This is a genomic window from Rhodococcus oryzae (assembly GCF_005049235.1).
Lineage (GTDB): Bacteria > Actinomycetota > Actinomycetes > Mycobacteriales > Mycobacteriaceae > Rhodococcus_G > Rhodococcus_G oryzae.
Window position 1 is genome coordinate 255,676 of record NZ_SUMD01000006.1, and the last position, 26,182, is coordinate 281,857.

Annotated in this window: 23 protein-coding genes; 17 read left to right on the plus strand and 6 right to left on the minus strand. The window is 69.8% G+C overall.

Annotated features, from left to right (window positions below; all coding sequences use genetic code 11):
• Window positions 1-53 precede the first annotated feature (53 nt).
• From typA to FCG67_RS14875, 6 genes are all read left to right on the plus strand, one after another.
• Entirely contained in the window at window positions 54-1,961 is a 1,908-nt protein-coding gene (gene typA / locus FCG67_RS14855; RefSeq protein WP_136910506.1) for a translational GTPase TypA, read from the plus strand.
• A gap of 87 nt (window positions 1,962-2,048) precedes the next feature.
• Complete coding sequence (locus tag FCG67_RS14860; RefSeq protein ID WP_136910507.1) at window positions 2,049-3,833, plus strand: ABC transporter family substrate-binding protein; 1,785 nt, start codon at window positions 2,049-2,051, stop codon at window positions 3,831-3,833.
• A complete protein-coding gene (mshB, locus tag FCG67_RS14865; RefSeq protein WP_136910508.1) occupies window positions 3,830-4,708 on the plus strand; it encodes an N-acetyl-1-D-myo-inositol-2-amino-2-deoxy-alpha-D-glucopyranoside deacetylase in 879 nt (292 codons plus the stop codon). The genes FCG67_RS14860 and mshB overlap by 4 nt, the downstream gene beginning before the upstream one ends.
• 147 nt (window positions 4,709-4,855) lie before the next feature.
• Window positions 4,856-6,232, plus strand: coding sequence for a glutamate decarboxylase (gene gad, locus FCG67_RS14870; protein WP_136910509.1), 1,377 nt, complete (start codon window positions 4,856-4,858; stop codon window positions 6,230-6,232).
• A gap of 107 nt (window positions 6,233-6,339) precedes the next feature.
• The gene (locus FCG67_RS25025) at window positions 6,340-6,498 is read left to right on the plus strand and encodes a hypothetical protein (RefSeq protein ID WP_169310534.1); all 159 of its coding nucleotides are present in this window, start codon (window positions 6,340-6,342) and stop codon (window positions 6,496-6,498) included.
• A 23-nt stretch (window positions 6,499-6,521) separates the two neighbouring features.
• Window positions 6,522-6,941, plus strand: a complete 420-nt coding sequence (locus FCG67_RS14875) for a hypothetical protein (RefSeq protein ID WP_136910510.1) — start codon at window positions 6,522-6,524, stop codon at window positions 6,939-6,941.
• Window positions 6,942-6,969: 28 nt separating this feature from the next.
• On the opposite strand, the gene FCG67_RS14880 is transcribed toward FCG67_RS14875, so the two are convergent.
• From FCG67_RS14880 to FCG67_RS14900, 5 genes are all read right to left on the minus strand, one after another.
• Complete coding sequence (locus tag FCG67_RS14880; protein ID WP_136910617.1) at window positions 6,970-7,662, minus strand: uracil-DNA glycosylase; 693 nt, start codon at window positions 7,660-7,662, stop codon at window positions 6,970-6,972.
• A 93-nt stretch (window positions 7,663-7,755) separates the two neighbouring features.
• On the minus strand, window positions 7,756-8,628 hold the full coding sequence (locus tag FCG67_RS14885) for an esterase/lipase family protein (protein ID WP_246045086.1): 873 nt from the start codon (window positions 8,626-8,628) through the stop codon (window positions 7,756-7,758).
• 147 nt (window positions 8,629-8,775) lie between these two features.
• Complete coding sequence (locus FCG67_RS14890) at window positions 8,776-11,787, minus strand: alpha-mannosidase (RefSeq protein ID WP_136910511.1); 3,012 nt, start codon at window positions 11,785-11,787, stop codon at window positions 8,776-8,778.
• 33 nt (window positions 11,788-11,820) lie between these two features.
• A complete protein-coding gene (locus tag FCG67_RS14895; RefSeq protein WP_136910619.1) occupies window positions 11,821-13,284 on the minus strand; it encodes a PH domain-containing protein in 1,464 nt (487 codons plus the stop codon).
• A 134-nt stretch (window positions 13,285-13,418) separates the two neighbouring features.
• Complete coding sequence (locus FCG67_RS14900; protein ID WP_136910620.1) at window positions 13,419-13,898, minus strand: PH domain-containing protein; 480 nt, start codon at window positions 13,896-13,898, stop codon at window positions 13,419-13,421.
• A 154-nt stretch (window positions 13,899-14,052) separates the two neighbouring features.
• Here FCG67_RS14900 and FCG67_RS14905 point away from each other — a divergent pair, with 154 nt between their 5' ends.
• The 10 genes from FCG67_RS14905 to FCG67_RS14950 all read left to right on the plus strand — a co-directional run bounded on the left by FCG67_RS14905 (window position 14,053) and on the right by FCG67_RS14950 (window position 24,147).
• Window positions 14,053-14,247: a hypothetical protein gene (locus FCG67_RS14905; RefSeq protein WP_136910512.1), complete on the plus strand. Its 195-nt coding sequence runs from the start codon at window positions 14,053-14,055 to the stop codon at window positions 14,245-14,247.
• Window positions 14,248-14,355: 108 nt separating this feature from the next.
• Window positions 14,356-16,941 carry a bifunctional FO biosynthesis protein CofGH gene (locus FCG67_RS14910; RefSeq protein WP_097212624.1) on the plus strand — a complete coding sequence of 862 codons (2,586 nt, stop codon included), beginning with the start codon at window positions 14,356-14,358 and terminating at the stop codon, window positions 16,939-16,941.
• Window positions 16,938-17,720 carry a hypothetical protein gene (locus FCG67_RS14915; RefSeq protein ID WP_136910513.1) on the plus strand — a complete coding sequence of 261 codons (783 nt, stop codon included), beginning with the start codon at window positions 16,938-16,940 and terminating at the stop codon, window positions 17,718-17,720. The genes FCG67_RS14910 and FCG67_RS14915 overlap by 4 nt, the downstream gene beginning before the upstream one ends.
• Before the next feature lie 188 nt (window positions 17,721-17,908).
• Window positions 17,909-18,232 (plus strand): ferredoxin, encoded by a 324-nt coding sequence (gene fdxA, locus FCG67_RS14920; RefSeq protein ID WP_097212554.1) that lies wholly within the window; start codon window positions 17,909-17,911, stop codon window positions 18,230-18,232.
• A gap of 16 nt (window positions 18,233-18,248) precedes the next feature.
• Window positions 18,249-19,361: a succinyldiaminopimelate transaminase gene (gene dapC / locus FCG67_RS14925; RefSeq protein WP_136910514.1), complete on the plus strand. Its 1,113-nt coding sequence runs from the start codon at window positions 18,249-18,251 to the stop codon at window positions 19,359-19,361.
• A gap of 105 nt (window positions 19,362-19,466) precedes the next feature.
• On the plus strand, window positions 19,467-21,110 hold the full coding sequence (gene pruA / locus FCG67_RS14930; RefSeq protein WP_136910515.1) for an L-glutamate gamma-semialdehyde dehydrogenase: 1,644 nt from the start codon (window positions 19,467-19,469) through the stop codon (window positions 21,108-21,110).
• Window positions 21,111-21,112: 2 nt separating this feature from the next.
• Window positions 21,113-22,084, plus strand: a complete 972-nt coding sequence (locus FCG67_RS14935) for a proline dehydrogenase family protein (RefSeq protein ID WP_136910516.1) — start codon at window positions 21,113-21,115, stop codon at window positions 22,082-22,084.
• A gap of 124 nt (window positions 22,085-22,208) precedes the next feature.
• On the plus strand, window positions 22,209-23,363 hold the full coding sequence (locus tag FCG67_RS14940; RefSeq protein ID WP_136910517.1) for a 3-ketosteroid-9-alpha-monooxygenase, oxygenase component: 1,155 nt from the start codon (window positions 22,209-22,211) through the stop codon (window positions 23,361-23,363).
• A complete protein-coding gene (locus tag FCG67_RS14945; RefSeq protein WP_136910518.1) occupies window positions 23,363-23,590 on the plus strand; it encodes a hypothetical protein in 228 nt (75 codons plus the stop codon). The genes FCG67_RS14940 and FCG67_RS14945 overlap by 1 nt, the downstream gene beginning before the upstream one ends.
• A 104-nt stretch (window positions 23,591-23,694) precedes the next feature.
• Entirely contained in the window at window positions 23,695-24,147 is a 453-nt protein-coding gene (locus tag FCG67_RS14950; RefSeq protein ID WP_136910519.1) for a hypothetical protein, read from the plus strand.
• 24 nt (window positions 24,148-24,171) lie between these two features.
• Here the strand turns inward: FCG67_RS14950 and FCG67_RS14955 are convergent, their stop codons facing one another.
• Entirely contained in the window at window positions 24,172-24,678 is a 507-nt protein-coding gene (locus FCG67_RS14955) for a DUF6790 family protein (protein ID WP_136910520.1), read from the minus strand.
• 104 nt (window positions 24,679-24,782) lie between these two features.
• On the opposite strand from FCG67_RS14955, the gene FCG67_RS14960 reads away from it, so the two are divergent.
• On the plus strand, window positions 24,783-26,180 hold the full coding sequence (locus FCG67_RS14960) for an acyl-CoA synthetase (RefSeq protein ID WP_136910521.1): 1,398 nt from the start codon (window positions 24,783-24,785) through the stop codon (window positions 26,178-26,180).
• Window positions 26,181-26,182 lie beyond the last annotated feature (2 nt).

A 26,182-nucleotide genomic window follows, 5' to 3' on the forward strand; every position in this document is an offset into this window, starting at 1 on the left:
CGTGCGAGCCTAGGTTTCGCGTGGCTGAATCAAGCCAGCCAGGAGACCGCAGCGTGCCCAGCACCACCTTCCGCAATGTTGCCATCGTCGCACACGTCGACCATGGCAAGACCACCCTCGTCGACGCCATGCTCCGGCAGTCCGGCGCTTTCGCCGAGCGTGCCGAACTGGTCGACCGCGTGATGGACTCCGGTGACCTGGAGCGCGAAAAGGGCATCACCATCCTCGCGAAGAACACCGCTGTGCATAAGCACAACGAGGACGGTTCGGTCACGGTCATCAACGTGATCGACACCCCCGGCCACGCCGACTTCGGTGGCGAGGTGGAGCGCGGCCTGTCCATGGTGGACGGCGTTGTGCTGCTCGTCGACGCCTCCGAGGGCCCGCTGCCGCAGACCCGTTTCGTGCTCCGCAAGGCGCTCGCCGCCTCGCTGCCCGTCATCCTGGTCGTCAACAAGACCGACCGTCCCGACGCCCGCATCGAGGAGGTCGTCTCCGAGAGCCACGACCTGCTCCTCGACCTGGCGTCCGACCTGGACGACGAGGCCGCCGAGGCAGCCGAGCTCGCCCTCGACCTGCCGGTGCTCTACGCCTCCGGCCGTGAGGGCAAGGCCAGCAAGGTCCAGCCCGAGAACGGCCAGGCCCCCGACGCCGAGAACCTCGACGCCCTGTTCGAGGTCCTGATGGAGAACGTCCCGGCGCCCAAGGGCACCGTCGACGCGCCGCTCCAGGCGCACGTCACCAACCTCGACGCCTCCGCCTTCCTCGGCCGCCTGGCCCTGGTCCGCATCCACAACGGCGAGCTCCGCAAGGGCCAGACCGTCTCCTGGATGCGCGAGGTCGACGGCGAGCCCGTCGTCACCAAGACCAAGATCACCGAGCTGCTGCAGACCGTCGGCGTCGAGCGTCAGCCCGGCGAGGTCGCCGTCGCCGGTGACATCGTCGCGGTCGCCGGCTTCCCGGACATCATGATCGGCGACACCCTCGCCGACCTGGAGAACCCGGTCGCGCTGCCGCGGATCACCGTCGATCAGCCCGCCATCTCCGTCACCATCGGCACCAACACCTCGCCGCTCGTCGGCCGGGTCAGCGGCCACAAGCTGACCGCCCGCATGATCAAGTCCCGTCTGGATCAGGAGCTCGTCGGCAACGTCTCGCTCAAGGTCCTCGACATCGGTCGCCCGGATGCCTGGGAGGTGCAGGGCCGTGGTGAGCTGGCGCTGGCCATCCTGGTCGAGCAGATGCGCCGCGAGGGCTTCGAGATGACCGTCGGCAAGCCGCAGGTGGTCACCCGCCAGGTCGACGGCAAGGTGCACGAGCCCTTCGAGGAGCTCACCATCGACAGCCCCGAGGAGTACCTCGGCGCCATCACCCAGCTCCTGGCGAACCGCAAGGGCAAGATGGTCCAGATGGCCAACCACGGCGCCGGCTGGGTCCGCATGGAGTTCATCGTCCCCTCGCGTGGCCTGATCGGTTTCCGCACCGACTTCCTCACCGAGACCCGCGGCACCGGCATCGCCAACGCCGTCTTCCACGGCTACGCGCCGTGGGCGGGAGAGATCCGCGCCCGCCACACCGGGTCGCTCGTCTCCGACCGCACCGGCTCGGTGACCCCGTTCGCGATGATCCAGCTCGCCGACCGCGGCACCTTCTTCGTCGAGCCCGGCGCGGACACCTACGAGGGCATGGTCGTGGGCATCAACCCGCGTCAGGAAGACCTCGACATCAACGTCACCCGCGAGAAGAAGCTGACCAACATGCGTCAGTCCTCCGCCGACGTGATGGAGACCCTGGCCAAGCCGATCAAGCTCGAGCTCGAGGGCGCCATGGAGTTCTGTGCAGGCGACGAGTGCGTCGAGGTCACCCCTGAGGTGGTCCGCGTCCGCAAGGTGCACCTGTCGCAGACCGACCGCGCCCGCGAGCGCTCGCGCAGCAAGTCCCGCGACAAGGCCGCGCTGTAGAGTTGCGCTTCGCGCCTGTGCGCGGTTGACGAGTCTGCGGACCCGTCAGCCGCGCACAGGCGTTTACAGCCGTAGATCGAAAGGGACGTGCGAGTGCATCGAGCGGGACGACGAACCCGACAGATCCTGCCGATCGCGACAGCCCTCGTCGCCGGCCTCGTGCTGGCGGGCTGCACAGCGAACCCGCCGCCGCCGGTGGAGAGCACCGACAGTCCCAAGCCGACGACGGCGGTGCCAACCAAGAACACCGTGGTGGTCGCGATCGACGACGTGGGTCTCGGCTTCAATCCGCACCTGCTCTCCGACCAGTCCCCGGTCACCTCGGCGGTCAGCTCGATGGTGCTGCCGAGCGCCTTCCGCCCGGTCCCCAGCCCGACCCGGCCCGGCGGCACGGACTGGCTCCCCGACGAGTCCCTGCTGATCTCCGCGGACGTCACCTCCCAGAATCCGTTCACGGTCACGTACCAGCTCCGCAACGAGGCGCAGTGGTCCGACAGCGCGCCGATCGCCGCCGAGGACTTCCGCTACCTGTGGCGGCAGATGATCAGCCAGCCCGGCGTCGTCGATCCGGCCGGCTACGGCCTCATCACCGACATCGGCTCCTCGGGCGGCGGCAAGACCGTCACCGTGACGATGAGCTCGCCGTATCCGGCGTGGCGGGAGCTGTTCACGGACCTGCTGCCCTCGCACCTGGTGAAGGACTCGCCAGGCGGGTTCACCCGCGGACTGGCGGAGAACATCCCGGTGTCCGGCGCCGACTTCCACATCAAGTCCATCGACCGCGGCCGCGACGAGATCCTGCTCGAACGCAACGACCGGTTCTGGGGCAAGCCCGCCACCCCCGATCAGATCCTCATGCGTCGCGGTGGTTCGTCCGCGCAGTTGGCGGACTCGATCCGTTCCGGTGACGCCCAGGTCGCGCAGGTGCGGGGCAACGGCCCGCTGCAGGCTCAGTTGGCCGCGATCCCCTCGGTGCGTGCCGCCGTCACCCCCGCGCCCCGGGTGCTGGAGCTGACCCTGAACGGCAGGGTCCCCGCGCTCGCCGACCAGCGGCTGCGTCGCGGTCTGATGGGGCTGCTCAGCCCCGACCTGCTGGCCTCCGTCGGCACCCCGACCGGCGCGAACGCGACGCCGGCTCGGGCCCAGGTGCTGGCGCCATCCGATCCGGGCTACGTCCCGACCGCCCCGCCCGCGCCGAGCCGCGAGCAGGCGCTCGGGTTGCTCGCCGAGGCTGGCTGGGTTCACACGTCCGTCGAAGGCCCGGGGGAGACGGCGACGGCCACGATCGCGAAGGACGGCGAGCAGCTGGCCCTGGTCATCGGTGCGCCCGAGGGCGACGACTCCGCCATCGCCGTCGCGAACACCGCGGCCGACCAGCTCCGCGGCGCCGGGGTGGATGCCTCGGTGACGACGATGCGTCCGGACGAGCTGTACGGCAAGTCGCTCGTCGAGGGCGAGGTCGATGCCGTGGTCGGCTGGTCGCGCGCGGGCTCCGACCCGGCGACCTCGATGGCCTCCCGGTTCGCCTGCCCCCCGCCTGCGATGCCTGCCCCGGCCCCGTCCGGCGACGCCGAGTCGACGGACGCCGAGCCCGACATCGTGCCCGATCCGCTTGCCCCGAGCAATCTGTCGGGACTCTGTGACTCGGCCCTGCAGGCGGGCATCGACGAGGCGCTTCGCGGGACCGCGGACGTCGGACACGTGATCGCGCAGGCCGAGCCGAAGCTGTGGGATCTCGCCGCCGTGCTGCCCGTCCTGCAGGACACGACCGTGGTCGCTGCCGGGCCAGGCGTCCAGGGTGTATCGCTGACCGGCGCGATCCAGGTCGGCATCTTCGCCGATGCCGCCGGCTGGTCGAGGAGCCCCCAGTGAGCGAACGTCGACTGCTGCTGGTGCACGCCCATCCCGACGACGAGACCCTCACCACCGGGGGCACCATCGCGCGGTACGCCGCCGAGGGCGCGCAGGTGACCGTGCTGACCTGCACGCTCGGCGAGGAGGGCGAGGTGATCGGTGAGCGGTGGGCCGGCCTCGTCGCGGACCGGGCCGATCAGCTCGGCGGCTACCGCATCCTCGAACTGACCGAGGCGATCGCAAGGCTGGGTGCCGACGGCCCCAGGTTCCTGGGCGGGGCAGGACGCTGGCGCGATTCCGGCATGCTCGGCACTCCCTCCGCCGCCAACCCGCGCGCGTTCGTGAACGCGGATCCCGAGGAGGCCGTCGCGGCTCTCGTCGCGGTGATCCGGGAGGTCCGTCCGCACGTGGTGATCTGCTACGACCCGGAGGGCGGCTACGGTCACCCCGATCACATCCAGGCGCACCGCTTCACGATGGCCGCGGCCCAGGCCGCGGGCACCGATGCGTATCCGGACGCGGGCCTGCCCTGGGAGCCGGCGAAGGTCTATTGGACTGTCACCGAGGCGAACTCGCTGGCGAAGGGGATCGAGTGCATCACCGAGATCCCGTCGTCGTGGCGGATGCCGGAGCCGGGGGAGTTGCCCTGTGTGCTCGACGAGACGGTGACCGCCGCGGTGGACGTGCGGGCGGTGCTCGGGGCGAAGCGGTCGGCGCTGACCGCGCACGCGACGCAGGTGACGGTGTCGGAGACCGGTTCGGAGTATGCGCTGTCGAACAATGTCGCGCAGCCGATCCTGGTCGAGGAACACTACGTTCTGGTGCGCGGCGCCCGCGGTGTGGTCGACGCCGACGGTCGCGAGCGGGACCTGTTCTCCGGCATCGCTTTTTAGCAAGCGGCTGACCCGAAGGCTTCCAGTCGCCCCACGGGGTGACCCGATCCGGGTTACCCTCGGTGTGCTTCATCAGTCGTACCTGAGTTTCTCGCACGTTGTATCCAGATCGATTATCGATTTCCGGATCACGAAGGGATCAGCCCGATGGCGTTGCACAGGGTCACCGACAGGGGCGGGAACGCCCAAGACATCTACTCGACGCCGCTCAGCCGAGAAGTGTTGCCGAAGTACCAGATGCCGAAAGAAGCGTCGGACCCGCGGATCGCCTACGCGCTGATCCACAGCGAACTCCAGCTGGACGGCAACTCCTCGCAGAACCTCGCGACGTTCTGCTCGACCTGGTCGGAGGACGAGGTCCACCGGCTGATGAACGACTGCCTCGACAAGAACATGATCGACAAGGACGAGTACCCGCAGACTGCGGAGATCGAGTCCCGGTGCGTCCACATGCTGGCGGACCTCTGGAACTCACCCTCCGAACGCGACACCATGGGCTGCTCCACGACCGGATCGAGCGAGGCCGCCATGCTCGGTGGGCTGGCCCTCAAGTGGCGCTGGCGCCAGCGGCGGCAGGCGGAGGGCAAGCCAACCGACCGCCCGAACCTGGTGTGCGGGCCGGTGCAGATCTGCTGGGACAAGTTCGCCCGGTACTTCGACGTGGAACTGCGCCAGATCCCGCTCGAGCCGGGCGCGACGGGGATACGTCCGCACCAATTGCGGGAGTACGTCGACGAGAACACCATCGGTGTCGTCGCGATCCTGGGCGTGACCTACACCTGCGACTACGAGCCCGTCGAGGAGATCGCGGCGGAGCTGGACGCGATCATGGCGGACACCGGGCTGGACGTGCCCGTTCACGTCGACGCGGCCAGCGGGGGGTTCATCGCCCCGTTCGTGCAGCCGGATTTGGTGTGGGACTTCCGGATCCCGAGGGTCGCCTCCATCAACACCTCCGGTCACAAGTACGGACTGGCCCCGCTCGGGGTCGGTTGGGTGGTGTGGCGGTCGGCGGACCTGCTGCCCGAAGACCTGGTGTTCCGGGTGAGTTATCTCGGCGGCGACATGCCGACCTTCGCGCTCAACTTCTCCCGGCCGGGCGGCGAGATCGTCGCCCAGTACTACCTGTTGCTGCGCCTCGGTCGCGAGGGCTATCGCATGATTCAGCAGACGTGTGCCGAAACCGCCCAGGCCCTCGCCGCGGAGATCAAGACGATGGGGCCGTTCACCCTGCTTTACGACGGGACCGGCGGGCTGCCCGCGGTGTCCTACACCCTGACCGACCCGGCGACGGCGGGCTTCTCGCTGTACGACCTCAGCGATGAGCTGCGGAGGCGCGGCTGGCAGGTGCCCTCGTACCCGTTGCCCGCGAACCGACAGGAGACGGTCATCCAGCGGGTCCTGGTTCGGCACGGGATCTCCCGCGATGTGATCTCCCTGCTGGCCGAGGACATCCGTCGATCGCTGGCGCGGCTGGCCGGAGGCACGCCGTCCGACGAGGCGAGGGAAGGGTTCCATCACTGACGGGTTCGGGTCTCTCCCGAGGCATGGGGTCGGCTGTGACGGCCGACACCAATCCGATTAGACTGTGATGCGGGTCATAGCCGGGTCGGGCTGACGGAAGGATGTCGATGTACAACTGGAGTGTTCAGAACGCGATAGTGGCATTCGTGGATTCGCTGCGCCCCCACTCGGAGCAGCATCACGAGATGTACATGAACGCGCTCTACAACTTCGTCGACATGCAGAGTCACCTGCTCACGCTCCTCGGCTACCCGCCGGTGGGCTGAAGGCCCCGCCTACGATTGGTGCCATGACATCCGGCACCAGCCCCGCACCGACCGGGCGCCGCATCCTCGACTCGGCGATTCTCGGCCTGCTGATGTTCGACGGCGCGCTCACGGCCGTGCTGGCCGTGCTGTTCCTGCCCACCTACCTGGGTTCGGTGCCGTTTCCGATCAGCGCTCTCGCCGCGGGCGTCGTCAACGTGCTGCTGGTGCTCGGGGCCCGCACCGTGACCGACCGGGCCTCGATGGCGGCGCTGCCGCTGGTCGGCTGGTTCCTCGGCTTCGTGCTGTGCATGTTCGGCGGTCCGGGTGGGGACGCCCTGTTGCTCGCGAGCCCGGTGACCCTGCTGCTGCTCGGACTCGCGGTGGTGCCCGCGGGGCTGCTCCTGCTGAGGTTCGCCTCCGAGGACGCCGTCGCGCGCGGCAACTCCGCCCGCCGGGTCTAGGAGCGGCGGGCGGGTACGGGAGTGTCGGCTACTGGGGCAGCAACCCCGCAGCACGACCGGCGTCGGACAACACCGCCTCGACCATCGCCTGCGTGAGCCTGCCGGTGAAGGTGTTCTGCTGGCTGACGTGGAAGCATCCGAACACCTCCAGCGCGCTGCCGACACCTGTCGGGGGCAGGACAACGTGGGTGCCGTGGCCGAACTTCGGCCGCGGCCTCGGTACCGCCCAGCCGGCGTCGGTCAGCGCGGGAAACAGTGCCTGCCAACCGAATCCGCCGAGCACGACCACCGACCGCAGGGTCGGCGAGAGCAGTCGCAGTTCCTCGTCGATCCAGCGGCGGCAGGTGTCCCGCTCGGTGGGCGTCGGCTTGTTGTCCGGGGGAGCGCAGTGCACGGGTGCGGTGACCCGGACCCCGCGCAGGCGCAGGCCGTCGTCGCGGCTGACCGCGGTCGGTTGGTTCGCCAGCCCGACCGCGTGCAGCGCCGCGTACAGCATGTCCCCGCTGCGGTCGCCGGTGAACATCCGGCCGGTCCGGTTCCCGCCGTGCGCGGCGGGGGCGAGCCCGACGATCAGCAGCGCGGCATCGGCAGGCCCGAACCCGGGAACGGGTCTGCCCCAGTACGTCTCGTCGCGGAATGCGGCTCGCTTCTCGACGGCCACGCGCTCGCGCCAGGCGACCAGGCGGGGGCAACGCCTGCAGTCGATCAGCTCACCGTCCATCTCGGCGAGGGTGGTGTGGGTTGCCACAGGTCCGACGGTACCCGCGCGGCGGTGCCGGCCCGACGGGCCCGCCGCACGGGTGCGGGTCAGTGACTATCCGGAGCAGGGGACCGGGCCCTGGAGGGTCGGGTCGAGAGCCTGGCGGACGAGGAACAGCGAAACCGGGTGGTCAAGCATCCCCTTGCCCTTGTCCGGATAGAGCACCTGGCCGGAATGCGCGACGTCGAGGGAATCGTTCGGGCACACCTCCTGCACGAACAGGTTGCGGACAGAGGTTCCCGGGGCGGGAATCAGGAATGAGCTGTTGGGTGGGGTGATCGTCTTGTCGGTCTCCGATGCGATCACGGTGTAGTCGATCCCCGGATATGTCTCCTGGCCGGCGTTGAGATTCTGTAAGAACTCCGAGCCCGCGAGCTGTTGGTTCATGGCCACCCCCGTCACGGATTCACCATTGAAGGTCGACCCGTGGTTCGACGGAGCCAGCATGACCAGCGTGCGCACCTTGTTGCGTGCAGGGTCGTTGAGATCAGCGCCGCCGTCGAATTTCAGGTACTGGCGAGGCATCATGCCGCCCTGGGAATGCCCGACGATGTCGACCTGCGCGACGCCGGTGCTCTCGCGAACGCGGTCGACGAACTTGGCCAGCTCGCGCGCCGAGTCCCCGATCGCTGCGGTGCCCCATTTGTACGGACCGAAAAGGCCGAAATACTCCCTGGTGCCGCCGTAGTTCAGCGCGTAGACGCAATAGCCGTCGGCCTTGAGGGTGCTCGTCAGCACGGGGAGGCTCTGCTTCATGCTCCATCCGGTGCCGTGCAAGAGCACGACAGGCCGCGGGTGCTGCTGAGTCGGACGGCAGGACCAGTCATTCGCACCCGCGGGCGGGTCCTGGTCTTCGGTAGCCGCCGATCCGGTCGATGCCGACTGTGCCGATGCTGAGGGGACGAGCGTGGTGCCGAGGGCGAACACGGCGACGGCCGCGAGGCCCATCGCCACAGCGCGGAGCCGGGCATTCACGTGAGTACTCCTGAGATTGGTTACGGGGAAGTGGTACGCCGTGCAGCCGTCATCTGTAACACCCCCGACGGGGTCGGCGCAGGAGAATGCCCCGTTCGGTCAGTCCGACGCTGCTCGCACTCTGAGCGTCAGCACCTGGAACGGCCTCAGCGTCACCGTGATCGCGTCGCCGTCGATCGTGGCGCCGGTGGGGGCGGCCACCGGCCGTTCGAGCAGGTCGACGGGCTCGACGCCCGCGTGCGGGAAGTCCACGTCGATCCGCGCGGTCGATCTGGCGCCGGTGGACTCGTACAGCCGGACCACGACGTCGCCGCTGCGGTCCTCGGCGAGCTTGACGGCCTCCACCACCACCGCGGGATTCGACACCCGCAGCAGCGGTTCGACCGGCGCGCCGCCCGTGATCGTGCGCGGCGGCAGGTTGATCCGATAGCCCTCGGCGACGGCGTCGCCGATCGTGGCACCCGGCCGGACGGAGACCCGCAACGTGTGTGCGCCCTGATCGGAGGTGGGGTCCGGGTACAGCGGCGCCCGCAGCAGCGACAGGCGCACGGTGGTGGTGCTGCCGCCGCCCTGCCGGGCGGAGCGTCCGATGTCGTGGCCGTAGGTGGAGTCGTTGGCCACCGCGACGCCGTACCCGGGCTCACCGACGTGCACCCAGCGGTGCGCGCAGATCTCGAACTTCGCGAAGTCCCAGGACGTGTTGGAGTGCGTCGGTCGGAAGACGTGGCCGAACTGTGTCTCCGCGGCGCTGCGGTCGGCGTGCACGTCGAACGGGAAGGCCAGCTTGAGCAGCTTCTGCCGTTCGTGCCAATCGATCTCGTTGCTGATCTCCAGGGCGCGGGCGCCGGGGGCGAGCTCTAGCCGCTGCACGACGGTCGAGTCCCCGAACGATCTGCGCACCACCACGACGTCGCCGTCACGATCGACGGAGTCGGCATCCCGCAGGTCGGTCACCGTTCGGCGATAGAACTCGTCGATGTCCCAGGCGTCCCATTGGTTCGGCACGTCCCGGTGCAGCAGCAGCAGGTTGCCGACCGCGCCGGGTGCGATGGCGTCGCGCCCGGTGTCGGCATCGGTCAGCGAGGTGATCAGGCCTTCGCCGTTGATCGTGACCCGGACTAGGCCGTTGTCGAGGACAAACCCCTTGCCGCGCTCGGTGATCCGGGTGGGTGCGGCCTCGGGAACGGCGGTCGCGATGCCGAGCGCGGGCACGCCGTCGCGCGGCTGGGGGCCCGCATTGAGGGTGAGGGGCGCCGAGCCCGCTCCGGTCAGTGCCCCCGCCGCGTCGGCGATGATCTCCTCCAGGCCGGCCGCGACGGCGGCGTAGTTCCGCTCGGCGTCGCGGTGTACCCACGCGATGGAGCTGCCCGGCAGGATGTCGTGGAACTGCTGCAGCAGCACCAGATGCCAGAGCCGCTCGAGCTCGTCGTACGGATAGTGCGCCCCGGCCCGCACGGCGGCCGTGGTCGCCCACAGTTCCGCCTCGCGCAGGAGGTGCTCGCTGCGCCGGTTGCCCTGCTTGGTCCTGGCCTGCGAGGTATAGGTCCCGCGGTGCAACTCCAGGTACAGCTCGCCGGACCACACGGGCGGGGTGGGGTACTCGGCCTCGGCCCGGCGGAAGAAGTTCACGGGCGAGTCCAGCGTCACGGTGGGTGAGCCCTCAAGCGAACGGGTCCGCTCGGCCGCGGCCAGCATCTCGCGGGTCGGCCCGCCGCCGCCGTCGCCCCACCCGAACGGGACCAGGGACACCGTCCCCGCGCCCTGCTCCCGGTAGTTGCGCTGGGCGTGACCGAGGTCGTGTCCGGACAGGTCCGAGTTGTACTTGTCGACCGGAGGAAAGTGGGTGAAGACCTGGGTGCCGTCGATGCCCTCCCATCGGAAGGTGTGGTGCGGCATCCGGTTCGTCGTGTTCCAGGAGATCTTCTGGGTGAGGAAGTACTGCGACCCCGACAGCCGGACCAATTGGGGCAGCGCGGCCGAATAGCCGAACGAATCGGGCAGCCAGACCTCGGGGGTGTCGACGCCGAACTCGTCGAGGAAGAACCGCTTTCCCGCCACGAACTGCCGCGCCATGGCCTCGCCACCGGGCATGTTGGTATCGGCCTCCACCCACATGCCGCCGACCGGGACGAACTGGCCGGCCGCGACCTTGTCCCGGATCCGTTCGAACAGCTCCGGATAGCCGTCCCTGACCCAGGCGAGCTGTTGCGCGGACGAGCAGGCGAACCGGAAGTCCGGGTGATCGTCCATCAACGCAACGACATTGGAGAAGGTGCGGGCGCATTTTCGGATGGTCTCGCGCACCGGCCACAGCCAGGCAGAATCGATGTGCGCGTGCCCGACGGCGATCAGGTTGTGTGCGCTGGCGTAGGCCGGTCGAGCGAGCACCTCGCGCAGTTGCTTGCGGCCGGCCGCGGCGGTGCCTGCGATGTCGTCCGGGTCGACGGTGTCGAGCATCCGCTCGAGGGCGCGCAGGATCTCGTGCCTGCGCGGCAGGTCGAACGGCAGCGCGTGCATCAGGCCGCTGAGCGCCGCGATGTCCTGGGTCAGCTCCCACACCGTGCGGTCACGAAGCGCGAAGTCGACCTGGCGGAGCTGGTAGATCGGTTCCTCGCCTGCGGTCTCCGGGGCGCCGAGCGCAGTGGGCTGGAAGCCGAAACTCCGTGCCACATCGGGATTCGCGGCCAGCTCGAGGTACAGGTCGACCGGCCGGTGCGGGTCAACCGGTAGGTAGGTGTTGAACGGGGAGATCGCCTTGATGACGGTGCCGTCGGGGCGGTAGGCGAGCGCCTCGGCGTTGAAACCGGGGCCGCCCGTGAACCCGGGATCGACCACCAGCTCCACCTCGACGTCGTCGCCCAGGCCCTGCCAGCGATCCGGCACGTGCCCGGTCACGTGGAGCCACATCGTCCCCCACGGCCTGCCCCAGCGGGTCCCGACTGCGATGGGCGCGAACTCCTGCCGCACTGCCTCCGCAACGGGCACCGGCTCGCCGGGCACCTGCCACGCCGTGATCTCGGCAGGGGTGGTGTCCCGGTAGAGCGCCCCGCCGAGCCGCTGATCGACGAACCGCCGCAGCCGCTCCTCCACGATTTCGCGATCGTCGTGCATCGGTGTCCTCCGTGCGTCGATGAGGGGATCGGCTCAGGTGGTGCGGGTCCAGATGTCGCCCGCGCCAGGGGTCACCGTCTCGATCAGGGCCCAGGCGCGGTCGGCGGGCAGATCGAGGACCTCGTAGTGGCCGGCACCGGCCGGGGTTGCCGCCACCACGGTGGCGACCCCGGCGCGCCGCTGGAACCAGCTCTGCCGCACGGTCCACCCGATGATGCCGTCGGCCTCGAGGCTGGCCCGGCTGCGGTCCAGCGAGCCACTGCTGGTGATGAGCCATCCGGGCGGTGCGGCGTGACCGAGGCCCCGATAGCGGTCCCAGGCCAGCGCGGTGGCGGCCACTGCCAGGACCGCGAGGCCGGCCCACGCCTGCCACCGCAGCGGCACGCCCAGCGCCGTCGCGACCGCGGTCGCGACGGCCAAAGCCGCCACCGGGAGCAGTGCCCGGGTGTACCGCCTGCGCCTGGCCGCCGGGCCGTGTGGGGCGAGCGCCACGGGGGAGTGGTCGCCGCCGAGGACCACGGCCGCCACCCGCTCGGCCTCGGCCCGCGGCGACTGCGGCATCAGCAGGGTGGACTGTCCCTTGCCTGCGCTGATCCCCGTCATGATCGCGTCGAGGTGGGCACCGCCCGCGGCCCGCAGCAGCAGCGGCTCGCGCAGCGAGGTCCCGCGCAGCCGGGCCCGGTCCAGGGTGGTCTGCCTGGTCTTGAGCAGGCCGTGGCTGACGTGCAACACCTTGCCGTTGTCGGTGACCCGGAGGTTGCCGAACGCGATCAGGTAGCGCACGCACGAGAGCCCGCTCGCCACGACGAGGAGCGTGACCAGCCCGAGCACGACGGCGGCGGCGATGCCGAGGTGCTGCATGGAGTCGACCCCCCGGCTCACCGCCGAGGAGTCGGCGATCCACTTGCCGAGCCCGTACTGGAAGGCGAGGCCGATCGCCGCGGCAACCGTCAGCACCCCGGTGACGGAGAACGGTGCGTAGCGGACCCAGGCGGGTGTCCAGTGCGCGATCTCCGTTTCTGGGCGCGGGGTGCCCGCGTCCGCTCCCACCGGCGCCGCCTCGGCATCGGCAACAGGCGCTGCCGGTTCCCGGTGCCCGGCCAGCAGGGCCGCGCGCAGGGCGGGGACAAGGGCGGAATCGAGCGCGTTCAGCTCGAACCTCTTGGAGTCGCCGTGTCCGGACTGCTGGCCGGTGCCGATCCGGACGACAGATAGGCCCAGAACCCTGTGCAGCACACCGGATTCCACGTCGACCGAGCGGATCCTGTTGCGCGGGACCGAGAGCAGGTTCTTCTGGAACACCCCGGTGCGCAGCTGCACGTGGACCGGGCCGATCCGGTAACTGGTGGTGAACCAGCGCAGCAGCGCGTACGCCACCAGGACGACGACGACGATCAGACCGAACGTGTGGTTGCCGCTCTGGGTGCCGACGACCAGTGAGATCAGCAGCACCGGTAGCAGTTTGACGACCTCGTCGACCGGATGGACGAGCAGCATCCGCTTGTCGAGCCGCAGCCACGGCTGTTCCTGCTCGGCCGCCAACGCGGCGGCGCCAGAGGCCTCCGGTGGGGCGGTACCGGGCGCGGGGTGCGGTGTCGCGTAGTGAGTCGGGGCCGGATGCCCTGGTGCGTTCACGTCGCGTCCCCGACGTTGCGGCCCGCGATCTCGGTGAGCTGCGCGACGGTCCGGTCCGCGACCTCGCGGTCGAGCGCGGTGATGGTGACCGCGCCCGCGGACGAGGCGGTGGTGACGGTGACCGTGGCGAGGCCGAGCATCCGGTCGATCGGTCCGCGCTCGGTGTCGACGGTCTGCACCCGGGAGATCGGCGCGATGCGGCGCTCCTGGGTGAACCATCCGGTCTTCGTGTACACCGCGTCGGCGCTGATCTCCCAGCGGTGCACGCGGTACCGCCACTGCGGGACGACCAGGACGTGCGTCGCCGCAACCACGAGGCTGACGACGAACACCGCGACGTGCGGCCACGTGGTCCAGCGCCCGTCGACGGATCCCCAGACGATCTGGGCGATGAAGACCGGGATCCACATCAGCGCGGCGTTGATCGCCCACAGCTGCGGGGCGCGGGTGCTGGGTCGCCACTGGGGGTCGGCCATGGTGACGACGGGGGGCGGGGGAGTGCTCACCTCTCCAGCCTGCCCGATCCGGTGCCGTCACAGTGCGATCATCCGCCGGTTTCGGTCGATGTCGCCAACCCTCCCACGGGTCCGCGGGAGGGTTAGCCTGGGAGAGGCGAGGGAAGGAACGACCATGGACCGATTCGATCCCGCCTCCGGACCCGAGGTCCCCGAGGCCGACCGGGCCGAGCAGGAGACCCCCGTCGTCGAGCAGGACGACGCGGACACCACGGCCGAAGAGTCGCCGGGCTCGCTCGAGGTCAACGACGCCGACGCGGCCGAACAGGCGCGTGTCGTGCCGGACGACGACGAGTATCCGCACGGGTGAGCGGGCGCGTTTGCTGCGGTGGGGAGGCCTCCCCCTGGCAGGTCCAACGGGTGATGGCGCATGATCGAACGCGTGAGCACTGACGACGCCCCCTCGACCACGCCCGCGATGCTGCCCGATCCCGCGATGCCGTCGGGATCCGCGCAGGTGGGTGCACCGGCTCCGCCCGCAGGTCTGGCGGCCCCGTCGGCGTCCGCGATGCGCAGGGCGCTGCGCCGCGCCCGCGACGGCGCCACCCTCAACGTCGACGAGGCGACGGTGCTGCTGCACGCCCGCGGCGCCGACCTCGAGGATCTGTGCACCTCGGCGGCACGGGTCCGTGACGCCGGCCTCGAGGCGGCGGGGCGGCCGAAGACGGTCAGCTACTCGCGCAAGGTGTTCATCCCGCTGACCCGGCTGTGCCGCGACAAGTGCCACTACTGCACCTTCGTCACCGTCCCCGGCAAGCTGCGGGCCGAGGGGCGGGGGATGTACCTGGACCCGGACGAGGTGCTCGACATCGCCCGCCGGGGCGCCGAACTCGGCTGCAAGGAGGCGCTGTTCACCCTCGGCGACCGGCCCGAGGAACGGTGGCCGGAAGCACAGGAGTGGCTCGAGTCCCGGGGCTACGACTCCACCCTGGATTACGTGCGAGCGATGTCGATCCGGGTGCTCGAGGAGACCGGACTGCTGCCGCACCTGAACCCGGGCGTGATGAGCTGGGAGGAGATCTCACGGCTCAAGCCGGTCGCGCCGTCGATGGGCATGATGCTCGAGACCACCTCCACCCGGCTCTTCACCGAAAAGGGTGAATGCCACTACGGCAGCCCCGACAAGGATCCGGCCGTGCGGCTGCGCACCCTCACCGACGCGGGCAGGCTCTCGGTTCCGTTCACCACCGGCATCCTGGTCGGCATCGGCGAGACGATGACCGAACGTGCCGAGTCCATTCTCGCGATCCGCAAGTCCCACAAGGCGTTCGGTCACATCCAGGAAGTCATCATCCAGAACTTCCTGGCCAAGGACGACACCGCGATGCGCGACGCGCCGGACGCCGGCATCGAGGAGTTCCGGGCAGCCATCGCCGTCGCCCGGCTGCTGCTCGGCCCCGGCATGCGGATCCAGTCACCGCCGAACCTGGTGTCGGCCGACGAGTGCCTCGCCCTGATCGCCGCCGGCGTCGACGACTGGGGCGGCGTCTCGCCGCTCACCCCGGACCACGTCAACCCGGAGCGGCCGTGGCCGAACCTCGACACGCTGGCCGCGATCACAGCCGAGGCGGGCTACACGCTCACCGAGCGGACGGCCGCGCAGCCGCCGTACGTGCTCGCAGGCTCGCCGTGGATCGACCCCCGCATCTCCGCGCATGTCCAGGCCCTCGCCGACCCGGTGACCGGGCTGGCCAGGCCGGACACCCGGCCGACCGGCCTGCCCTGGCAGGAGCCGGACGAGGCGTGGGTGTCGGCCGGGCGCATCGACCTGAACACCGCGATCGACACCGAGGGTCGCAACACCGAGACCCGCAGCGACCTCGGCAGCGCGTTCGGGGACTGGGACTCGGTCCGCGAGCAGGTCCTCGAGCTGTCCAACCAGGGCGCGCCCGTGCGGCTCGACTCCGAGGTGCTGGCGGCGCTGCGCAGCGCCGAGCGCGACCCCGGCGCCTGCACCGACGACGAGTACCGGGCCCTGGCCACCGCCGACGGCGAGGGCCTCGAGGCGATGGTCGCGTTGGCCGACGCCCTGCGCCGCGACGCCGTCGGGGACGACGTCACCTACGTGGTGAACCGGAACATCAACTTCACCAACATCTGCTACACCGGCTGCCGGTTCTGCGCCTTCGCGCAGCGCAAGGGCGACGCCGACGCGTTCACCCTGTCCACCGCCGAGGTGGCCGACCGGGCCTGGGAGGCGCACGTCGCCGGGGCCACCGAGGTCTGCATGCAGGGCGGCATCGATCCCGAGCTGCCCGTCACCGGCTACGCGGACCTGGTCCGCGCGGTCAAGGCGCGGGTGCCGTCGATGCACGTGCACGCCTTCAGCCCGATGGAGATCGTCAACGGCGCCTCCCGCGGCGGGCAGAGCGTGCGGGACTGGCTGACCGACCTGCGCGCGGCGGGCCTGGACTCGATCCCCGGCACCGCGGCGGAGATCCTCGACGACGAGGTGCGCTGGGTGCTCACCAAGGGCAAGCTGCCGACGAGCACCTGGATCGACGTGGTCACCACCGCGCACGAGGTGGGCCTGCGATCCAGCTCGACGATGATGTACGGACACGTCGATCAGCCGCACCACTGGGTGGGGCACCTCAACGTGCTGCGCGGAATCCAGGACCGCACCGGCGGATTCACCGAGTTCGTGCTGCTGCCGTTCGTGCACCAGAGTTCGCCGCTGTACCTGGCGGGGGCGTCGAGGCCGGGGCCGACGCAGCGCGACAACCGGGCCGCGCACGCGCTGGCGCGGATCATGCTGCACGGGCGGATCCACAACATCCAGACCAGCTGGGTCAAGCTCGGGGTCGCGGGGACCCAGGCGATGCTCCAGGGCGGCGCCAACGACCTGGGCGGCACCTTGATGGAGGAGACCATCTCGCGGATGGCCGGTTCGCAGCACGGATCGGAGATGACGGTGGCGGAGCTGCGGGCGATCGCCGAGGGGATCGGACGCCCGGCCCGGCAGCGCACGACGGGTTATGCCGAGAGGGTGGGAGTGGCATGAGCGAGAAGGATCGGATCGGCGACGGCAGGGTCGTCGCTGTGCTCGACCGCGCGGCCTGGGGGATCAACCCGGTCCTCGACCTGATGAGCACCGACCCGCTGCGGATCAAGGCTCGGACGTTCACGCCGACCGCCGAGCAGCGCTCGATCGCCGAGAAGGTGCTCGACGCGGCGGCCTGGCTGCTCGATGTCGCCGAGGTGCCCGGCACCGCGGCGTGGGAACGGGCCAGCGACGAGCGCCGCGCCCGGTGGTGGGTGACCCGGCTCGGCGCGCTGAACACCATCGCGGTGGCCTTTCCCGGCGTGTTCGGTCCGCTCGTCCGGCGGCTGCCGATCCAGGACCTGCTGGCGTTCGCGAATCAGACGCTGGTGCTGGTCGCGGTGGCAAGGGAGCTCGGGGTCGCCGATCGCAGCGCCCAGGTGGATCTGCTCGCCTCGGTGCTCTGCCGCAGGCAGACCGACGCCAGGACGCTGCTCGCGCACCCGGATGCGACGCCCCCAGGGGCCGGCTCGTCCTGGCGGCCGTTCGCCCTGCTCGGCGCGATGTGGACCACCTCCCGGATGCTCCGGGCGATCCCCGACGAGCTCGGGAAGCGGCCGAGGCCGGGCCAGCCCTATCGGACCCTCGGGAAGCTGCCCCTGGTCGGCGCGGTGGCGGACTACTTCGGTGAGCGGGGCGCCCTCGCCAGGGCGGCCGCGCAGGGCCAACGGTGGATCGACGGCCACACGGTGCGGACGGCGACGGGCAGATCGGGCGTACAGGGCCTGTCGAGCGTCTGACTTTCGACCCGGTGCCGCGGGCCGCTCCCCAGTAGTCTGTTGGTGCTCCCCGGTTTCGCGCCGAATCCGGCGGTCAGGGCACCCTAAGCGGGTGTGCCCGGCTCGGGGAGGAGATACTGGTAACTCCTGGGCGGACATGGGGGTTCGCCCGGCGTGATGGTTTTTGACGAAAGGCAGGGAGAGCAGCAGTGCCCTACACGATTGCTGAACCGTGCGTGGATGTTCTCGACAAGGCGTGCATCGAGGAATGCCCTGTCGACTGTATCTACGAGGGTGGCCGCATGCTCTACATCCACCCCGATGAGTGCGTGGACTGCGGCGCCTGCGAGCCCGTCTGCCCCGTCGAGGCGATCTTCTACGAAGACGACGTGCCGGATCAGTGGAACGCCTACGTGAGCGCGAACGTCGACTTCTTCGTCGAGCTCGGATCGCCCGGTGGCGCCGCCAAGCTCGGCAAGGTCGATTACGACCCGCCGTTCATCAAGGCGCTGCCGCCGATGGGCGAGCACTGAGTTGTTCGGTACCACCGTGACCGGTCGCACCCGGGTCCCCGTTTCCGCGGGGCTGCCCGACTTCCCCTGGGACTCGTTGGCAGAGGCCAAGGCCAAGGCCGAGTCCCATCCCGACGGGATCGTCAACCTCTCGGTCGGTACCCCGGTCGATCCGGTGGACCCGCTGATCCGCGAGGCGCTGGCCTCCGTGTCGGAGGTGCCGGGATACCCGACCACGCACGGCACCCCAGAGCTGCGCGCGGCCGCGGTCGGTGCACTGGCCCGGCGGTACGGGGTCACCGGGCTCGATCCGGCGGCCGTGCTGCCCGCGATCGGCACCAAGGAGGCGATCGCCTGGCTGCCGCGTCTGCTGGGGTTGGGCGCTGATGACCTGGTCGTGATCCCCGAGGTCGCCTACCCCACCTACGAGGTGGGCGCGCTGCTCGCCGGCGCCAGGGTGCTGCGCGCCGACGGCACCATGCGGCTCGGCCCCGAGAGTCCCGCGCTGATCTTCATCAACTCGCCGTCGAACCCGACCGGCAAGGTGCTCGGCATCGACCACCTGCGCAAGGTCGTCGACTTCGCCCGGCAGCGCGGCGCGATCGTCGTCTCCGACGAGTGCTACCTGGGCCTGACCTGGGAGGCCGAGGCGTACTCGATCCTCGACCCCCGCGTCTGCGACGGCGACCACACCGGACTGCTGGCGGTGCACTCGCTGTCGAAGACCTCGAATCTGGCCAGCTACCGGGCCGGCTTCATCACCGGTGACGCCGCCCTGGTCGCGGAGCTGCTGGAGGTGCGCAAGCATGCCGGGATGATCATGCCGTTCCCCGTGCAGGCCGCGATGACCGCGGCGCTGAACGACGACGCGCACGAGAACGAGCAGCGCGAGCGGTACCGCGCGCGCCGCGAGGTGCTGCTGCCCGCCGTGCGCGCCGCCGGGTTCACCGTCGACAACTCGGAGGCCGGCCTGTACCTGTGGGCCACCCGCGAGGAGGCCTGCCGGGACACCGTGGACTGGTTCGCGGACCGCGGCATCCTGGTCGCGCCCGGCGACTTCTACGGTCCCGGCAGCAGGCGGCACGTGCGGATCGCGCTCACCGCGACCGACGAGCGGATTGCCGCCGCCGCGACGCGACTCACTGCCTGACCCTCGTTACCTGGCCGCGGACCCGCCACGGCGCTAGCCTGGGGGCGGAGTTCCTCGTTGCCGGGGTACCGCCCCTGCAGCGTCCCCCCGCGGGCAGGAGGCAGCATGGACGCCGTCACTCGGGTTCCTTCGCCCAGCAACGAACCGGTGTACTCGTACGCACCGGGTAGCCGCGAGCGGCTGTTGCTCACCGCCAAGCTCACCGTGCTGGCCTCGGATCCGCTCGAGCTGCCGCACGTGATCGGCGGCGTGCACCGTCAGGGCGCGGGTGAGCGGGTGGACGTCGTTCAACCGCATCGGCATTCGGCCGTGCTCGGGACGCTCACCAACGCCACCCACGAGGATGCGGACGCGGCCATCGAGGCCGCGGTCGCCGCCGCGCCCGGCTGGCGGGCCCTGTCCTTCGACGACCGGGCCGCCGTGCTGCTGCGGGCCGCGGACCTGCTCTCCGGTCCCTGGCGGGAGACGCTGGCCGCCGCGACCATGCTCGGTCAGTCCAAGTCGGTCCAGCAGGCCGAGATCGACGCGCCGTGCGAGCTGATCGACTTCTGGCGGTTCAACGTGCACTTCGCCCGGCAGATCCTGGCCGACCAGCCGGTCTCCGGTCCGGGGGTGTGGAACCGGCTCGAGTACCGGCCTCTCGAGGGATTCGTCTACGCGATCACGCCGTTCAATTTCTCCGCCATCGCGGGCAATCTGCCGACCGCGCCCGCGCTGATGGGCAACACCGTCGTCTGGAAACCGTCGACCACGCAGACCGTCGCCGCCTACTGGACGATGAAGCTGCTCGAGGAGGCGGGGCTGCCGCCGGGCGTCATCAACCTGGTCACCGGCTCGGGCGCCGCGGTTTCCGATGTGGCGCTGAGCGATCCGCGCCTGGCCGGCATCCACTTCACCGGCTCGACCAGGACCTTCCAACATCTCTGGCGGGAGGTGGGGGCCAATATCGGCTCTTACCGCGGCTATCCGCGGTTGGTCGGCGAGACCGGCGGCAAGGACTTCGTGGTCGCGCACTCCTCGGCGAATCCCGAGGTGCTGAGCACCGCACTGGTGCGCGGCGCCTTCGAGTACCAGGGCCAGAAGTGCTCCGCGGCGTCCCGTGCCTACGTGCCGAAGTCGGTGTGGCACAGGATGGGAGAGTCGTTCCTGGCCGAGGTCGATCAGCTCAGCTACGGCGACGTGACGGACCTGTCGAACTTCGGCGGGGCACTCATCGACCGCGCGGCCTACGACAAGAACGTCGCCGCGATCGAGCGTGCGCGGGACGCCGCCGGGGTGCAGATCGCGGTCGGCGGGAAATACGACGACAGCGAGGGATACTTCGTCCGGCCGACGGTGCTGCTCGCCGAGGATCCGAACGACGAGGCCTTCTCCACAGAGTATTTCGGTCCGATCCTGTCGGTGCACGTCTACGACGACGACAAGCCCGACGCCTTCGAGGACCTGCTCGCGGTGGTGGACGCGAGCGCCCCCTACGCGCTCACCGGATCGATCATCGCGGACGACCGGGTTGCGGTCGACACGGCGGCCGCGGCACTGCGATTCGCGGCCGGCAACTTCTACATCAACGACAAACCGACCGGTGCCGTGGTCGGACAGCAACCCTTCGGTGGGGCCCGCGCGTCCGGCACCAACGACAAGGCGGGCTCGCCGATCAACCTGCTGCGCTGGACGTCCGCCCGGACCATCAAGGAGACCTTCGTCCCGCCGACGGACCACCGCTATCCGCACATGGAGCCGGAAGAGTAGCCGTGGTGGCTCAGGTGTTCGAGAACCCGCTGCGGCCCGCGATCCTGGCGGCCGCCCGATCGACGACGCTCAAGGCGGCGATCACCAGGGCGCCCGTCACCCGATCCATCGTCAAACGGTTCATCGCGGGGGAGACCAGGGCAGCCGCATTGACGGCCGCGCGCGCGATCCTCGACACCGGCCGGCTGATCAGCATCGATCACCTCGGCGAGGACACCACCGACGAGGCCCAGGCGGGGGCCGCCGTCGCCGAGTACCTGGCCCTGCTCTCCGACCTGGCGGCGCTGCCGGAGGCCAGGGAGCCCGGCGGGGTACGCCCACTCGAGGTGTCGGTGAAGCTGTCCGCGCTGGGGCAGGCGCTGCCGGTCGACGGCCGCGAGATCGCGCTGGCGAACGCGCGGACGCTCTGCGCAGCCGCGGAGCGGAGCGGGGTCTGGATCACCGTCGACGCCGAGGACCACACCACCACCGACTCGACCCTGTCCATCGTCCGTGAACTGCGCGCCGACTATCCGTGGCTGGGCGCGGTGCTGCAGTCGTACCTGCGCCGTGCCGAAACGGACTGCCGCGCCCTGGCGGGCCCGGATTCGCGGATCCGGCTGTGCAAGGGCGCCTACCGGGAACCGGACTTGGTCGCCTTCCAGGCCAAGGCCGACGTGGACGCCTCCTACCTGCGCTGCCTGCGGGTGCTGATGGAGGGCGGCGGCTACCCGATGGTGGCCTCCCACGACCCGGCGATCATCGCGGAGACCGACTCGATGGCGTCGGGCACGGGGCGGGACGCGGCGGACTTCGAACACCAGATGCTCTACGGGATCAGGGACGGCGAACAGCTCCGCCTGGCCGGGCTCGGCGCCCAGATGCGGGTCTACCTGCCGTACGGCGGTCAGTGGTACGGCTATTTCATGCGCAGGCTCGCGGAGCGGCCCGCCAACCTCGGCTTCTTCGTCCGTTCGGTCTTCACGAGGGACTGAGGAGGGGCAACCGCCCGGTGGGTGGGAACAGCTATGGAGAACGGGTTCTCGGCCAAGGAGATTGAAGGGAGCTGTGACCGGTATCACTGCGGTCACCCGGGGCCGCTGAACGAGAGGACGCTTCATGACCAACGTGGAAACCGAGATAACCGATGAGGTTCGCGTCATCGACCAGGGCACCCCGCCCGCTCGCTTCGCACGTGGCTGGCACTGCCTGGGGCTGGCGGAGGAGTTCCGCGACGGGAAGCCGCACTCCATCGAGGCCTTCGGGACCAAGCTCGTCGTGTTCTCCGACAGCAACGGCGAGATCAAGATCCTCGACGCCTTCTGCAGGCACATGGGCGGCGACCTGAGTCAGGGCACCGTCAAGGGCGACTCCATCGCCTGCCCGTTCCACGACTGGCGCTGGGGCGGCAACGGTAAGTGCACCGGCATCCCCTACGCCCGCCGCGTCCCGCCGCTGGCCCGCACCCGCGCATGGAAGATCATGGAGCAGGACGAGCTGCTGTTCGTCTGGAACGACCCGGAGGGCAACCCGCCGCCTGCGGACGTGACGATCCCGCAGATGTGCCCCGAGGGCACGGAGTGGACCGACTGGGTGTGGAAGTCGATCGTCATCGACACCAACTGCCGCGAGATCATCGACAACGTCGTCGACATGGCGCACTTCTTCTATGTGCACTACTCGTTCCCGACGTACTTCAAGAACATCTTCGAGGGACACGTCGCGATCCAGGAGTACGAGGGCGTCGGCCGCGAGGACATCACCGAGTGGGACGACCCGGACGTCCCGCAGCTGGTCTCGACCACCTCGACGGCGGCGTACCACGGCCCGTCGTTCATGATCGACGACCTGACGTACCACTACGAGCACTTCAAGGCCGAGTCGATCCTCATCAACTGCCACTACCCGGTCGGCCCGGACCAGTTCGTGCTGATGTACGGCATCAAGGTCAAGAAGACCGCGGAGGTCCCGGCGGAGATCGCCGACCAGATGGTGCAGGCGATGATCGGCTACATCGGCATCGGCTTCGAGCAGGACATCGAGATCTGGAAGAACAAGACCCGGATCGACAACCCGCTGCTCACCAACGAGGACGGCCCCGTCTACCAGCTGCGCCGCTGGTACGAGCAGTTCTATGTGGACGTCTCGGACGTCAAGCCGGAGATGGTTGACCGCTTCGAGTTCGAGCTCGACACCACAAGGCCGGTGGAGGCGTGGAAGCAGGAAGTGGCCGACAACATCGCCCGCAAGGCCGACGCGGAGGCCTCGGCCTGATGGAGCCGGTCGATTGCCAACGCTGCGGCAACCGGGTGCTCGTCGAGAAGAGCAGCTGGGAGCACACCACTGTCCAGTGGAGCACCGATCACCCCGAGGTCATCTGCGAGGAGTACCAGCAGGACCCGTCGCTGACCCAGCGCGGTGCGCGGGTCGGTCGCTGTTCGGCGTTGCGCGAATCGATCCGCAAGGCCGTCCTGGACGGACGCATTCCCGTTCCGGAATGACCTACCGCCCTCGCCGGGCGCGGCGTGAGCACGCCGCGCCCGGCGAGTTTCGCAGGCCTGCATCGGATTCCTGGATTGCCGGGATTGTCTGATATTTCTTGTGTATGAGTGCACCCCAGCAAGTCCAAGACGTCGCGGCGCCCCGGAAACGGAAGAGCCGAGTCCTGAGTGTCCTCGGTGTCGTCGTCGGGGCCGTCGTCGGCTATGTGGTCATCACTCCAGTCATCCGCGGCGAGGAAACACCGCAGCCGACCGCCGAGGAGTTGGCCGCCCCGCCGGCGGCGGACGCACGCGATCGCGCCTCTGCGGCGCAGGCCGCCCGAGATGCGGAAACGCACTGTGAGCAAGCCGTGGCAGAGCGATTGAATTCGCCTGCGAACCCGGACTTCCCGGAGGCACACGAGACGAGTCTCGCGGGGCTCGGCCACGAGGTCCGTGGCGTGGTCGAATCGCAAGACAGTTCCGGGGCGAGTGTCCGCAGCACCTTCGAATGCACCGTGTTCCCGGTCGGCGCCGGGCAGTTCTCCGTCACGGTGACCGAGCTGTCCGAGCAGTGAGCGGGTAGCCCCACGGCGTAGCGATCAGGGTCGGGCGCCGACCGGCCGTGCGTCGCCGCCACGGCGGTAGGACAGCGCGTAGAGCGTGAACCCGACGACGGGCAGGATGATGTCGAACCACAGCGGTGCGCCGATGTTGCCCGACTTGGTGTTGTCCTCGGCGATCCAGAAGTAGACGTGTCCCGCCGCGTCCCCGAAGTACTGGATCGCGGTGACGGTCAGCAGTGCCAGCCAGAAGTAACCGCGGAACCAGAAGCACAGGATGCCGGCGACACCGATCGCGAGGTCACCCATCGCGTTCTCGAACTGGAATCCGCCGTCGCCCCTGGTGTATCCGATCATCTCGGCGATGGCCGGGCCGTCGAACACGTGGAAGGCGGCGCCGACCACCGAGCTCAGCCCGATCGCCAGCACCAGCCACCACACGAGGTAGGTGTCGATCACCGCCGCGGGCCCGGTGTCCGTCCGATGCCTGCGGGCCTGTATCGCGGCGACGATCAACGCCAGCACAACGGCGATCACAGTGGTCACGGGACCTCCTCGGATGGACCGTCACGGGCGTCGATTCCATGGTTGCGGCTCGGGCATCGTCGTGTTGCCCTTTTGGTGAACGCTCCGTGTGAGACGCTGGGCTGGTGCTGCTTCGATCGCTAGACGCCCTCGCTGTCGCCCGCGGCGACGACCTCCCCGACGCCGTCCGGATCGGCGACACCACACTCTCGCGCAGCGATCTCCTCGGCGCAGCCGGAGCGCTCGCCAAACGTATCGGCGGCGCCGAGAGGGTCGCCGTCCTCGCAACGCCGACCGCGTCGACGGTGATCGCGGTGGTCGGTTGCCTGCTCGCGGGCGTCACGGTCGTACCGGTGCCGCCGGACGCCGGTCAGGCCGAGTTGGTGCACATTCTGTCCGATTCGGGGGCGCAGGCGTGGCTCGGGCAGGCTCCCGAAGGGAGCGAGCTGCCTGTCGTGCCGGTTCGGTTGCACACCCGTGACTGGCACTCTCATCCCGAGCCGGCCCCGTCCTCGATCGCCTTCGTGCTGTACACCTCGGGCACCACGGGGCCACCGAAGGGCGTGCTGCTGAGCAGGGGCGCCATCGCCGCCGGCCTCGACGCGCTCGCGGATGCCTGGAAATGGACCGCGAACGACACACTGGTGCACGGACTTCCGCTGTTCCACGTGCACGGGCTGATCCTGGGGCTGCTCGGCCCGCTGCGGGTCGGCAGCAGGCTGGTCCACACCGTGCGGCCCACGCCCGAGGCGTATGCGCAGGCCAACGGATCGCTCTACTTCGGCGTGCCGACGGTGTGGTCGCGGATCGTCGAGGACGAGGTGTCGGCCAAGGCGCTGAGCGGCGCCCGGCTGCTGGTTTCCGGCAGCGCCCCGCTCCCGGTGCCGGTGTTCGAGCGGCTCGCGGACCTGACCGGGCTGGTGCCGATCGAGCGATATGGCATGAGCGAGACCATGATCACGGTCAGCACCCGCGTCGGCGGCGAGCACCGCCCCGGTTGGGTGGGGCTGCCGGTGGCGGGCGCGGAGACCCGGCTGATCGACGAGGACGGGACCCCGGTCCCGCACGACGGCGAGAGCATCGGCGGACTGCAGGTGCGGGGGCCGATGCTGTTCGACGGGTATCTGAACCGCCCGGACGCGACCGCGGCGTCGTGGACCGAGGACGGCTGGTTCAAGACCGGGGATGTCGCGGTGATCGACGAGCACGGATTCCATCGCATCGTCGGCCGCGAATCGACCGACCTGATCAAGTCCGGTGGGTACCGGATCGGGGCGGGGGAGGTGGAGGCCTCGCTGTTGGGGCACCCGGCGGTCCGCGAGGTCGCGGTGGTCGGGGTGCCGGACGCCGACCTCGGTCAGCGGCTGGTCGCCTACGTGGTCGGAGAGGTGCCCTCGCCCGAGGACCTGATCGAGCACGTGGTGGCGGAGCTGTCCGCGCACAAGCGGCCCCGCGAGATCCGGGTGGTGGATTCGTTGCCGCGCAACGCACTCGGCAAGGTGCAGAAAAACCAGCTCGGCTGAAC